The following is a 12765-nucleotide window of genomic DNA, read 5'->3' on the forward strand; positions in this document are numbered from 1 at the left end:
TAACACGGTAGGGGTACCGTTTTGTTATCCGGTTTGAAGCCGTATGACCACTCCCTTTTGTGGGCAACTGTCAGGTGAATACCATCTCCATACACAAGCAATGAGCACCTTCATGCCGCCACCTTCCCTTTCTTTTTATCTTCTCTCGCCTGCTGGCGCTGTTTCTTCTGGACCAGCTAGGCCATGCGCTTAGCGTGCAGTTTTCGAAGAGGCCCTGAAAGATGAGGTGATCGACGAATCACCCTTCATGCGACTACGCCGTCTACGACAAAGTGACGAAGCGCCAGCGCTGAGAGTTGAGCCGTTCTCACGAGAGGAGCTTTCACGCCTGCTGGCCGTTACCAACATCGAGAACCACCGCTTGATGATCGAGTTCCTCTTCTGGACAGGGATGCGGCCGGGCGAGATGAAAGCTCTTGCTTGGGAAGACATCGACATGACTGAGGGCTTGCTCAAGGTTCGATACAACATCAATCGCCTGGGACATCTCAAACCACCCAAAACGCTGGCGGGATACAGAACTATCGAATTATTGCCGTCGGCAATGGCAGTGCTAAAACGCCAGCGCGAGTTGACCTTCATGCTGCCGGCCAGAGCTGAAATCCTATACATGCGCCATAACAAACAACGAGAGGAAATGCGAAGGAGAGTGTTTTTAGGGAGGGAGAATATGCCTTACGTAAGGCCTGAACTATTTACTGCACCAGGGTACTGGGCAGGGCTGCTAAGAAAAGCGCAGCTGACACATCGAGAACCGTATCAGCTGCGCCACAGCTACGCCTCATTACTCCTGATGGCGGGAGCACACCCAGCCTATCTGGCCAAGCAACTTGGACACAAAGACTGGGGGATGATCCGTACCATCTATGCCCAGTGGGTCAGCAACGACAACCCGGATTACCGGAAAGAGTTGGCGGAGAAACTGGGGCAAGATGACCCATATACGACCCACAGGCAAAGCAACAAAGCATAAACTATTGAATTAAAAGGGATAAAACCCTTAGAAAGGCATCTTGAAGCCAGGGGGCAGTTGCATGCCGCCGGTCAGCTCGCACATCTTGGCCTTGTTCTGCTCTTCCACGCGGCGCACGGCGTCATTGACGGCGGCGGCGACCAGATCTTCCAGCATCTCCTTGTCATCTTCCATCAGGCTGGGATCGATCTCGATACGACGCACGCTGTGGCTGCCGGCCATGGTCACCTTGACCATGCCTGCGCCCGCCTCACCGACCACTTCCATCTGGGCCAGCTGCTCTTGCATCTTCTGCATGCGCTCTTGCATCTGTTGGGCCTGTTTCATCAGGTTACCCATTCCACCTTTACCAAACATAGATCGTCTCTCGTCTTGAAATCCGGCATCCAGCGCCGGGCTGTGGGTTCATCTGCCCTAAGTGGGGGCAGCCAAAGGTCTTTTCAACCGGGGGCAAGCCCCGGCACGGTTTTTTCACCGCAACTCAGCGACTCAGGGGTTCGATGCTCTCGGGATGGAGCACGGCGCCGAAACGCTGCTGCAAGAATTTTACGTTGGGATCCGCCGCCAGATCCCGGCTCACCTGTTCACGCACCCCGAGATAGAGACGATGCTCTATCTCAAGCGGCGTCTCCCGCGCGGGATCCGAGCCCAGGGTCACATCGATGTGAACCGGGCCGCCCAGCTCGGGACCGATGATCTCGGCCAGATCGGCGCGGGCCTTGTCGCTCACCAGATGGCGCTGCTCGGGTTTGAGCAGCAGGGAGACACGATTGCCTTCCTGGGTCATCACCGCGTTGATGGCCAGTTGACGCAGCCGACCACCCACCCCGGTGCGGGCGATGAGCTCGGCCCAGGCGTCCCCGCAATTGACCAGCAAGGACGAGGGGATCAGACGGGCGACCTCTCCCTCCTCCTCGGGCTGGGCGTCGCTCTCCAGGGCATCCCAGTCGATGGTCTCCATCAATGCAATGGCGGGCTGAGGCTCGCTGGCGGCCACTGGAGGCGCGGCAGGCACCATAGCGACAACCGCAGGTGCCGCCGCATCCGCGCTGCCGACGTCAGTGCCCAGATCCCAGGGCGGCAGATCCTCCTGCGAAGGAGATGCCATGGTGGCGGGAGCTGGCTGGGCGGAAGTCACTGCCCGCGTGGGCAACGGGGCACTGGCAAACCCCTCGTCAAAACCCTGATTCAGATACTCTTCGTAGTCACTGGCCCCCTCTTCATAGGCATCCAGAGGGGGCAGGTCGTCATACGCCGTTTGCATGGCAGATCCCTGCCCCGGCATCTCGGGCCGCGCCGCTGGCTGCACCTCGGCCTGGGGTGAAGTCGCGATGGCAGGCATCGCAGGGGCCGGTTTGGTCGCGGCCACGGGTTTGACGGGAGTGATCCGGGCGGGTACGGCGTTTGCACTCTGCTCGCCACGCAGGCGGCTTCGCAGCAGATTGCGCTTGCCAAGCAGGCTCTGCATGCTGGAGGTCGAAGAGATGGCGACATCTTCCCCTTGGACCTCAACCTGCTGCGTCTGCCCGGCGTCATCCGCCGCCAACGGCGCAGAGGCAGGCTCTGTAGGCGGACTGGTGGGCACCGCGGCCTCGTAGCCCATCCGTTCGGCCTCACGCAGCAGCTCATCCTGCTCGGCAAAGAGCGGATCCAGCACTGCGCCCTCCTCCGCCTTGGGTGCGGGGGCGACGTGCTCGGCCTCAAGGACAGATGCTGGCGCGGCGGGAGCCTGTGGTGCTGCGCTGGCAGCCGGGGCCGGCTCAGCCCCCTGGGGCTTTCCCGGCAGGAGCGGCGCGCTTTCCCTCGCAGCCGCCATCACGCCGGAGTGCCCTGTCATGAGAGGTTGGACCGCCAGGTTGGCGGGATGGACCACCTCGCGCCGGGGAGAGAAGGCCAGCATCCGCAGACAGGTCATCTCCAGTGCGGTGCGTCCGTCAGGGGCCCAGGGCAGATCCTTGCGCCCCCCCAGCACGATTTGATAGCAGAGCTGCACCTCTTCCGGGCTCATGGCTCCGGCGAGCTGCAGCAAGGCATCGGCATCCGCCCCCTGCTCCTGCACGCTCGCAGGCAGCAGTTGCGCCATGGCCACCCGGTGGAGCAAGGCTTCCAGCTCGGCGTGGAGCTGGTCGAAATCCGGCCCCAGGGTAGCAATCTCGGTGATCTTGGCCATGGTGGCCGGGGCATCCTGGCGCAGCACCGCCTCCAACAACTGGTGCAGGTGGTGATGATCGAGGGTCCCCAGCATGGCGAGCACGCTCTCCAGGCGCACGCTGCCGTTGCCGTGGGCCAACGCCTGATCGGTGAGGCTCAGGGCATCGCGCATGCTGCCATCGGCCGCCTTGGCCAGGGCCAGCAGGGCGCGAGGCTCGAAGGGTTGTCCCTCCTGATCCAGCACCCATTCGAGCTGCCTGGCGATCTGGGTCTGATCCAGGCTCTTGAGATGAAACTGCAGGCAGCGCGAGAGGATGGTGATGGGGAGCTTCTGCGGATCTGTGGTGGCCAGCAGGAATTTCACATAGGGGGGCGGCTCTTCCAGGGTTTTGAGCAGCGCATTGAAGCTGTGGCGCGACAGCATGTGCACTTCATCGATGAGGTACACCTTGAAACGACCACGGGCCGGACGGTACTGCACGTTGTCGAGCAGCTCTCGGGTGTCTTCCACCTTGGTGCGGGACGCCGCATCGATTTCCAGCAGATCGACGAAATTGCCCTGATCGATCTCGCGGCAGGTATCGCACACACCGCACGGATGGCTGCTGATCCCCTGTTCGCAGTTAAGGCTCTTGGCCAGAATGCGGGCGATGGTGGTCTTGCCCACCCCGCGGGTCCCGCTCAGCAGGTAGGCATGGTGAAGCCGTCCCTGATCCAGGGCATTGGTCAGGGCAGTCAGCACATGTTGCTGGCCGACCACTTGTTCAAACGTATGGGGGCGCCATTTGCGCGCCAAAACCTGATAGCTCATAGATCTCGATGCTGGGAAACGAGGCATTGAGGCTGGATGCTAACACAAATGGAGGGCTGGCTGTATGGGGGATGCGCCGCCTTGGGAGGGATCGCTTGAATTTCAAACCGGTGCCCGTTCAGGCACCGGTTTGCGGCAGAAAGCAGGGTGACGAGGCCTGCCGCGCGAAGGGGCGATTTACGCCCCCGCGAGTTCCACCAGAGAGACCACCTTGACGCCAGCGGCGGTCAGGCGGGCATCACCGCCCAGGGACGGCAGGGAGATGATGAAGGCAGCATCCGCTACCTCACCGCCGGCGCGGCGGATGAGCTTGACGGTGGCATCGACGGTGCCGCCGGTGGCCAGCAGATCGTCCACCACCAGCACCTTGTCACCGGGCACGATGGCATCGGTGTGCAGTTGCAGGGTGTCGGTGCCGTACTCCAGGGCGTAGGACTCCTCGATGACGGCGCGGGGCAGCTTGCCCGGCTTGCGCACCGGCACGAACCCCAGCCCCATGGCGTAGGCAACCGGGGCGCCGAAGATGAAACCACGGGCCTCGGTGCCGACAATCTTGGTGATGCCTTGATCACGGTAATGATCGGCCAGCAGATCGATGGTGGCCTTGAAGGCCTCGGCATTCTCGATCAGGCTGGTGATGTCGCGAAACAGAATGCCCGGCTTCGGATAGTCGGGAATGGTCTTGATGCTCGCTTCGATAAACTTCAGGGTTTCCGGATTCATTATTTGACCGCTTATTTTTTGAGCCCTGCCATGGCGGCGCACGGGGTCTCCGCCTGGGGGCAATAAAAAGGCCCGTCACGCAAAAATGACGAGCCAACTCCATAGCATTATTGCCGCGATAGCTTAGGGATTTCACTTCTTCATTGCAACCGGCTCCAGCACCGGCAGACGCATCAACCAGGTGAGCAGGATCACCATTATGACAACCAGCAGCCACCTCACCCAGGGCAACGGCACCACCAGCAGCGATACCGAGAACGAGATCAGGATGAAGATGATGGCGCGGCTTCTGGCGTGGCGGCGAATGCCGCGATACTGCTGCCAGTCGAGGATGGGGGGGCCAAACCAGGGATGCGCCAGCAACCAGCCATGAAAGCGGGGGGAGGAGCGCGCAAACAGCGCCGCCGCCAGCAACATGAAGGGGGTTGTCGGCAGCAGGGGCAGGACTATCCCGACTATCCCGGTGGCGAAGGCAAGCCAGCCCAGGGCCATCAGACACCAGCGTTTCATGGGTACTCCTCTGCATGTATCTCTGCCTTTAGCCTAACAGAGTTGGCCCGGAAGCTGACAGCCTGGCCCAGTCTGCGGCCGTCGATGGGGGCCATCGAGTGGGCAGACGGCTGACAATCCCGGCCATTGCCACTACAATCTGCGCTCTTTTTTCTCCCCTTGTCTTCGGAAGCAGCTATGCGCGTTATTTTGGCCCCCATGCAGGGGGTGCTGGATCACCTGATGCGGGAGGTCCTCACCTCCGTCAATGATTACGACCTCTGCGTCAGTGAATTCATCCGGGTGGTCGATCAACTGCTGCCCGCCAAGGTCTTCCATCGCCTCTGCCCCGAGCTGAAACAGGATGGCAAGACCCGTGCAGGGACCCCGGTACGGGTGCAACTGCTGGGACAACATCCGGAGTGGCTGGCAGAAAATGCCATACGGGCCATCGAGCTCGGCTCTCCCGGGGTCGATCTCAACTTCGGCTGCCCTGCCCCCACGGTCAACAAGAGCAAGGGGGGCGCCGTGCTGCTCAAGGAGCCCGAGACCGTCTATCGCATCGTCAAGGCGGTGCGGGAGGCCGTGCCTGCCCACCTGCCGGTGAGCGCCAAGATCCGCCTGGGATACGATGACAAGGATCTCTATCTGGACAACGCCCAGGCCGTCTATCAGGGGGGCGCCAACGAGCTGGCGGTGCATGCCCGCACCAAGCGCGAAGGCTACAAGGCGCCGGCACACTGGGAGTACGTGGACGCCATCCGCCGTGCCCTGCCCATCCCCGTCACCGCCAACGGCGAGATCTGGAACCATGCCGATGCCCTGACCTGTGCCCGGGTGTCCGGTTGCGATGCCCTCATGGTGGGCCGGGGCGCCATCTCCCTGCCCAACCTGGCCAACGTGATGAAGACGGGGTGTGCCCACATGAGCTGGGCCGAGGTACTGCAACTGATGGTGACCTACACCGAGCAGGATCTGGCGAGCGACAAGGCCGACTACTACCCGAGCCGCATCAAGCAGTGGTTCTCCTACATAGTGCGGGAATACCCCAAGGCCGACGAGCTGTTTCGTCGCATCCGCACCATCAAGACCGCAGAGGAGATCCGCACCGCCCTCGAGCGCGAGTGCGCCTCACAGGCCTAGACTTGGCCGCCGCCCCGCGGCGCCCTATGATGAAGGCTCATTGACAGGAGGTCAGGATGCAAGGAGTGCCGGTCAACTTTACCCATCAGCACGACAGGGCCGATTTTCGCGCCCTGCCGGGGCAGCCTGCGACCGAGCTCTATCGCGCCCACATCCAGCACCACATCTTCGATCCCCATAGTCACGAGGGGTTTGGCCTCGGTGTCATCGAGTGCGGCGCCGAGCGCTTTCGCTATCGCGGCAGCCAGCTCCTGGCCGGTCCCGGCAGCCTGGTGCTGATGAACCCCGATGAGCTGCACACGGGCGAGTCAGCCTGCGAGCAGGGGTGGCGCTATCGCATGCTCTACCTGCCCGCCGATCGGCTCGAGGCCATCAGCGGCGAGCGCGACTGGTATTTCACCGATGCCGTGCGAAGCGATCCGCGCACTGCCCCCGTCCTGCAGGCGGCCCTGGATGCCCTCTGGCACTGTGACAGCGAGCTCGCCGCCGACGGCCTGCTGCTAAGGGTGTGCGAGACCCTGCGCCCCCATGCCCGGGCCCTGGCGGCCCCGCGCGAAGCGGCCCACCCTCTGGGCCGTGCTATCGACTATATGCAGGCCTATTTCGCCCGCCCCATTACCCTGGCCGAGCTGGCCGGTGCAGTGAACCTCAGCCCTTACCACTTCCAGCGCAGCTTCAAGGCCCGCTTTCACGTCACCCCCCAGCAGATGTTGATGGCCATCCGCCTGCAGCGCGCCAAGGGGTGGCTGGCTGCCGGCCTGCCCGCAGCCGAGGTGGCCGCCGCCTGTGGTCTGGCCGATCAGTCCCACCTCAACCGTGCCTTCCTGCGCCGCTATGGCACCACCCCGGTCCGCTACCAGAAACAGGTGCAGGCTGGCCGCTAAAGCGCAATCTGGTTCAATACGCCCCCCTTCCCCCCTGCTAGGCTGGCCTCCTTCTTCTTTACCGGATATGAAACATGTTGATCGGAGTCCTGTTTGCCCTGCTGGCCGGCCTGATGTGGGGGCTCATCTTCGTCGCCCCCCTCTTGGTGGACGGCTATCCCCCCGCCCTGCTCGCGAGCGGCCGCTACCTCGCCTTCGGCCTCATCGTACTGCCGCTCGCCTGGCAGGCACGCAAACACCTGGCGGCCCTCTCGGCCAGCGACTGGCGAGAGGCCCTCGCCCTCACTCTGGTGGGGAACCTCCTCTACTACTTCTGCCTGTCGGGGGCCATCTTGCGCATCGGCTCGCCCCTGGCGGCCATGTTTATCGGCACCCTGCCGGTGGTGACGGCCCTGGCCGCCAACCGCCTCTATGGCGCACGGGACGGTCGCCTCTCCCGCACCCGGCTCTACCCGTCCCTGGTGCTGATGGGGGCCGGCCTCTGTCTGGTCAACAGCGCCGAGCTCACCTGGCACACCGAGGCGCGCACCGAACAACTGCTTGGGCTCGCCCTGGCGGTGGGCGCCGTGCTGTGCTGGACCTGGTATCCCCTGCGCAACGCCCGCTGGCTGCGCGAGCACCCGGGCCGCAGTCCGGCCGTCTGGGCCACCGCCCAGGGGCTGGTGACCCTGCCGGTGGCGCTCATTGCCTATCTCGGCAGCCTCGGCCATCTTGCCCTTAGCGCACCGGACTTTCCCCTGCCCTTCGGGCCGACGCCCCTGCGCTTCGTGCTGCTGATGGGGGCAGTGGGGCTCCTCTGCTCCTGGCTCGGCACCCTATTCTGGAACGAAGCGAGCCAGCGCCTGCCGACCGTGCTGGTCGGGCCGCTCATCGTGTTCGAGACTCTGGCGGGGCTCTTGTACGCCTTTATGCTGCGCGGGATCATGCCCCCCATGAGTACTCTGGTAGGTGTCGTCTGTCTGGTGGCGGGAGTGCTCTACGTCATCACCGGCAAGCCGCAGCACCTGCCGGAAAAACCCGTCAAAGCACGGTTAACTTGACTCATGTCATCTTGATAAACCGCGGGTTTCCCTATACTGGCCGAGTTTTATCACTCGTTTTTGGGGGCTGCTGTGTGTGAAGTGACGCAAGCCCGGTTGGCCGAATGGCATCAGCGCCTTCTGACCGACTGGGCGCAAACAAGAGAGGAGCTGATCCGTCAGCTCAAGGCCTGTCGACAAGATGACTGGGCACAGAAGGTGGAGCGCTGCGAGCGGGATCAACTGGTTGATCTGACCAGCCGTCTCGATCTGCCCGGGGTGGAACACAGCGTGGCACGCCTCAAGCGGCTCGACGCGGCGCTCTGCCAGATGGATCTGGGGCTCTATGGCTTCTGCTCCGATTGTGAGGAGCCGCTGCTCCCTGAACAGCTGGAACAGGATCCGACCCTGCAACGCTGCCCGCGCTGCGAGGCCCGCTACCGCAAGGGATTCCACGCTCACGAACTCTGATGGGGGCACCCTTTGTGCCCGCCATTTTCCTCCTCCACCCTTTCTCGCTTCCCATCATGACCAACCCCCTGGTGCGACGATCCCGGCAACCCCCGGGGGCAGCCGCACAGGCATGAAAAAGGGGAGTCATGGACTCCCCTTCTCGTACTGCGTACTCGTCACTGGGCCAGCAGGTGGCCTACCAGCTCATGACGCCACCCTTGCAGCAGCATGGGCTTGTCCGCCCTGGCCCGCTCCTCGACACTCATGCGCCAGCTCCAGGTGAAGTACTGGTGGATGATCTTCTTGCTCGCCACCAGCTCCGGCGGAATGTTGCTGGCCTTGGCCTTCTCCTCCACCATGGCCTTGATGCGCTTGAGCTCGGCCTTGTACTGGGGGAAGTCCAGCAGACGGCGGATGGGATCGGGCCAGCTAGCAGGGTCGCTCTGCTGGGCGGCGGCGACGATGTCCAGCATCCGCTTGCCGTGGATCTTGATCTCGATGGGCGAGAGGCCCAGCTCGTTGAGATCCCGAAGCGAAGCGGGACGACGCTCCGCCACCTTGAACAGGTGCAGCTCTTTGACCACGAAGTTGAGGGCGAGATCCCGGCGTACCGCTTCCTGCTGGCGCCAGGCGGCCAGCTCGCGCAGGATGGCCAGCTCGCGGCGACCCAGTTGCCAGGCGTTGACTATCTCGAGGTAGGCCTGACGGGGATCGCTGCCCTGGGTCTTGCGGGCGGAGTGGTTCTGGCACTCCTGTTCGAACCAGGGGAACTTGCCGCTCTCGCGCAGTCTGGCCATCACCTTCTCGTAGAGGGGCATGAGGTAGAAGACATCCGCCGCGGCATATTCCAGCTGACGAGGGGTAAGGGGGCGCGCCAGCCAGTCGGTACGGGCCTGATCCTTCTCAAGCTCGACCCCGAGGAATTCGTTGACCAGGGCACCAAACCCCACCGACACGCCATGGCCCAGGAAGGCTGCCGCCAGCTGGGTATCGTGCATCTGGTTGGGCAGGTGACCCGCCTGATGCTGGATGAGCTCCAGATCCTCACCGGAGGCGTGCAGGATGGCAATCTGTCCGGCCCGACCGAGGCGCTGCCACAAACCGGAGAGATCCAGGGTCAGGGGATCGAGCAGGGCAAGCTGCTTGCCATCGTAGATCTGGAACAGACCGAGCTGGGGATAGTAGGTACGGGTGCGAACGAATTCGGTATCGATGGCCAGGGGAACGTCGGCCAGAGAAGCGAGATACTGATCCAGTTCGGCTTGCTGTGAAATGAGTTGATATTGCATCGTTGCCTGCACGTTGGTCGGATCCAGAAAGAAAAAACCGTGGATGTCCCACGGTTTTGCATAACGACAGCGCTGGACTGCAAAGCAGTGCATGCCGGTTACTGCTTGGCAATCTCCTCGTCGCGCAGTACGCGGCGCAGGATCTTGCCCACGTTGGTCTTGGGAAGTTCGTCGCGAAATTCTACCAGTTTCGGCACCTTATAGGCAGTCAGATGTTTGCGGCAGTGGGCAATTATCTCCTCTTCCGCCAGCTTTGCATCTTTCTTGACCACGAAGATCTTCACCTGCTCGCCGGACACCGGGTTGGGTACGCCGACGGCGGCCACCTCCAGCACCTTGGGATGCAGGGCCACCACGTCTTCTATCTCGTTCGGGTAGACGTTGAAGCCGGAGACCAGGATCATGTCCTTCTTGCGATCGACGATCTTGAAAAAGCCCTGCTCGTCGCATACCGCGATGTCGCCGGTGCAGAGCCAGCCATCCTGCATCACCTCGGCGGTCGCCTCCGGGCGCTGCCAGTAGCCGGTCATCACCTGAGGACCGCGCACCTGCATCTCGCCGGGGGCGCCCCGTTCGGTGACCTGGTTCCCCTCGTCATCCACCAGACGGATCTCGGTGGAGCAGACCGGCAGACCGATGGAGCCGTTGTAATCCACCAGATCATAGGGGCAGACGCTCACCAGGGGCGAGCACTCGGTCAGGCCATAGCCCTCCAGCAGCGGGGTGCCGGTCAGTCCCTTCCACTGCTCGGCCACCGCCCGTTGCACCGCCATGCCGCCACCGATGGTGAGCTTGAGCTTGGCAAAATCCATGCCCTTGAACTCGTCGTTGTTGACCAGGGCATTGAACAGGGTGTTCACCCCGGTGATGCAGGTGAAGGGGTACTTCTTGATCTCTTTGACAAAGCCCGGGATGTCGCGGGGGTTGCTGATGAGCAGGTTGTAGCCCCCCAGACGCATGAACAGCAGGCAGTTCACCGTCAGGGCGAAGACGTGATAGAGCGGCAGCGCCGTGACCACGAACTCCTTGCCGCGCTCCAGCACGGGGCCATAGACACCGAGGCACTGCTCGACGTTGGCGATCATGTTGCGATGAGTCAGCATGGCCCCCTTGGAGAGGCCGGTGGTCCCGCCGGTGTATTGCAGGAAGGCGATGTCCTGGTTGCTGATCTCGGGTTTGATGTACTGCAGGTAGCGCCCCTTGGCGAGGGCCTGGCGCATGGTGCTGGCATGGGGCAGGTTGTACTTGGGCACCAGCTTCTTGACGTATTTGACCACGAAGTTGACCAGGGTCCCCTTGGCCAGCCCCAGGTTGTCCCCCATCCGGGTCAGGATCACGTGCTTGACCGGGGTGTCATACACCACTTTTTCCAGGGTGTGGGCGAAGTTGGAAACGATGACGATGGCCTTGGCGCCGGAGTCTTTCAACTGATGCTCCAGCTCGCGCGGGGTATAGAGGGGGTTGACGTTCACCACCGTCATGCCGGCCCGCAGGATGCCGAATACCGCGATGGGGTATTGCAGCAGGTTCGGCATCATCACGGCCACCCTGTCCCCCTTGCCGAGCTTCAGCTCGTTTTGCAGGTAGGCGGCGAAGGCTCGGGACTGCTCCTCCAGCCGGCGGTAGGTAATGGTCTGCCCCATGTTGACGAAGGCGGGCTGATCGGCGAACTGGTTCACCGACTCTTCAAACATCTCGACCAGAGAGCCGTATTGGTCTGGATTGATCTCGGCGGGCACCCCTTCTGGATAACGCTTCAGCCAGACTCTTTCCACGAACTTCTCCTGCATAACTCGCACCTGTGCGCTCACTGTGTTGCCTCCGTCCCTGTCACATCCATTTCAATCAATTGTTTTAAGTTCATGCTCTAATGCCGCACATATTTACATAAGGCAACATCAATTAACAGTGAATTAACAACGGGAAATGTGAGGGAGAAAGCAAACCTGACATGATTCAAAGCCGCCGATCCTACCGGATTTGAGCGAAGTTTTCGATATAAACGGCGGTTTCTGATGAATTTTCCATATGAAAATGATGGCCTCCTGCCACTGTCACCCGTTCAATGTGGCCAAAGGCCGCCTCCCGCAACTGCCACTGTGCCAGGAGCCCGGGGAAGCCCTGCTCTCCCCGGATAAAGAGCACCGGACAGACGATGGCCCGGATCAGGGCCTGGGCCTGCCCCTCGCTCATGCGCAGGGGGGAGAGATCGCGAAGACGGGGATCACTGCGCCAATACCAGCGCCCTGCCCGCGCCTCCAGTTGTCGCTCGCAGATAAGGCGTGCCGCACTAGGGGGGATGTCCGCCACCTTGCAGCGGGCAGCCACCGCCTCCTCGAGGGTGGCAAATCCACTGGTTGCACGCTCACGGGTACGAGTGCGGTTGAGGATGGCGCGGCGCAGCTGCCCCGGTACCTCCTCGTCGGGCTGGCTCAAGGGGCCGAGCCCCTCCAGCAGAATGAGCCGCTCGATTTGCTCGGGAAAAACGCCGGCATAGGCAGAGGCAATCAGCGCCCCCAGGGAGTGACCAAGCAGGATGAAACGCTGCCAGCCCGCGGCCTGGGTGATCTGGTAGAGATCATCCAGCCAGTCCACGAAGACATAGGAGGTATGCTTGTGATCGGAGTGACCATGGCCCGGCAGATCGACGCAGACCAGATGAAACGCCCCCAGCCAGGGGGCCAGAGGCAAAAAGCTGGCACCGTTGTCGAGCCAGCCATGGAGGGCCACCAGCAGCGGTCTGCCCTCCTGACCATTGTCCAGCAGGGCGATGTGCCGCCCGTCCGCCAGGCGCAGCCTGCGCTCCTGCAATGTCGCCGTCATCCGGGCT

General features: G+C 62.4%; 12 protein-coding genes. 5 read left to right on the plus strand and 7 right to left on the minus strand.

The annotated features are described in order from the left end of the window. The first annotated feature begins 226 nt into the window (after positions 1-226). Positions 227-973 carry a site-specific integrase gene (locus tag AB5Y59_RS00590; protein ID WP_180344821.1) on the plus strand — a complete coding sequence of 249 codons (747 nt, stop codon included), beginning with the start codon at positions 227-229 and terminating at the stop codon, positions 971-973. A 27-nt stretch (positions 974-1000) separates the two neighbouring features. Here the strand turns inward: AB5Y59_RS00590 and AB5Y59_RS00595 are convergent, their stop codons facing one another. The 4 genes from AB5Y59_RS00595 to AB5Y59_RS00610 form a co-directional block, all read right to left on the minus strand. Continuing rightward, entirely contained in the window at positions 1001-1330 is a 330-nt protein-coding gene (locus AB5Y59_RS00595; RefSeq protein ID WP_368211257.1) for a YbaB/EbfC family nucleoid-associated protein, read from the minus strand. A gap of 124 nt (positions 1331-1454) precedes the next feature. Next, entirely contained in the window at positions 1455-3935 is a 2481-nt protein-coding gene (dnaX, locus tag AB5Y59_RS00600) for a DNA polymerase III subunit gamma/tau (protein ID WP_368211259.1), read from the minus strand. 177 nt (positions 3936-4112) lie between these two features. Beyond that, positions 4113-4658, minus strand: coding sequence for an adenine phosphoribosyltransferase (gene apt / locus AB5Y59_RS00605; protein WP_010674707.1), 546 nt, complete (start codon positions 4656-4658; stop codon positions 4113-4115). A 132-nt stretch (positions 4659-4790) separates the two neighbouring features. Beyond that, a complete protein-coding gene (locus AB5Y59_RS00610) occupies positions 4791-5168 on the minus strand; it encodes a YbaN family protein (RefSeq protein WP_368211260.1) in 378 nt (125 codons plus the stop codon). A 177-nt stretch (positions 5169-5345) separates the two neighbouring features. On the opposite strand from AB5Y59_RS00610, the gene dusC reads away from it, so the two are divergent. The 4 genes from dusC to AB5Y59_RS00630 all read left to right on the plus strand — a co-directional run bounded on the left by dusC (position 5346) and on the right by AB5Y59_RS00630 (position 8664). Then, positions 5346-6290, plus strand: coding sequence for a tRNA dihydrouridine(16) synthase DusC (dusC, locus tag AB5Y59_RS00615; RefSeq protein WP_368211261.1), 945 nt, complete (start codon positions 5346-5348; stop codon positions 6288-6290). 56 nt (positions 6291-6346) lie between these two features. After that, positions 6347-7174 (plus strand): AraC family ligand binding domain-containing protein, encoded by an 828-nt coding sequence (locus AB5Y59_RS00620; RefSeq protein ID WP_368211262.1) that lies wholly within the window; start codon positions 6347-6349, stop codon positions 7172-7174. A gap of 74 nt (positions 7175-7248) precedes the next feature. Then, positions 7249-8214, plus strand: coding sequence for a DMT family transporter (locus AB5Y59_RS00625; RefSeq protein WP_368211263.1), 966 nt, complete (start codon positions 7249-7251; stop codon positions 8212-8214). 81 nt (positions 8215-8295) lie between these two features. Next, a complete protein-coding gene (locus tag AB5Y59_RS00630) occupies positions 8296-8664 on the plus strand; it encodes a TraR/DksA C4-type zinc finger protein (RefSeq protein WP_039039175.1) in 369 nt (122 codons plus the stop codon). A gap of 158 nt (positions 8665-8822) precedes the next feature. Here the strand turns inward: AB5Y59_RS00630 and rnd are convergent, their stop codons facing one another. The 3 genes from rnd to AB5Y59_RS00645 all read right to left on the minus strand — a co-directional run bounded on the left by rnd (position 8823) and on the right by AB5Y59_RS00645 (position 12758). Next, the gene (gene rnd / locus AB5Y59_RS00635; protein WP_368211265.1) at positions 8823-9935 is read right to left on the minus strand and encodes a ribonuclease D; all 1113 of its coding nucleotides are present in this window, start codon (positions 9933-9935) and stop codon (positions 8823-8825) included. A gap of 98 nt (positions 9936-10033) precedes the next feature. Next, positions 10034-11710, minus strand: a complete 1677-nt coding sequence (gene fadD, locus AB5Y59_RS00640) for a long-chain-fatty-acid--CoA ligase FadD (RefSeq protein ID WP_010674700.1) — start codon at positions 11708-11710, stop codon at positions 10034-10036. A 196-nt stretch (positions 11711-11906) separates the two neighbouring features. Next, the gene (locus tag AB5Y59_RS00645; RefSeq protein WP_368211267.1) at positions 11907-12758 is read right to left on the minus strand and encodes an alpha/beta fold hydrolase; all 852 of its coding nucleotides are present in this window, start codon (positions 12756-12758) and stop codon (positions 11907-11909) included. Positions 12759-12765: the final 7 nt, after the last annotated feature.

Source organism: Aeromonas sp. s10, from assembly GCF_040907975.1.
In the GTDB taxonomy this organism is placed as follows: Bacteria; Pseudomonadota; Gammaproteobacteria; order Enterobacterales; family Aeromonadaceae; genus Aeromonas; species Aeromonas caviae.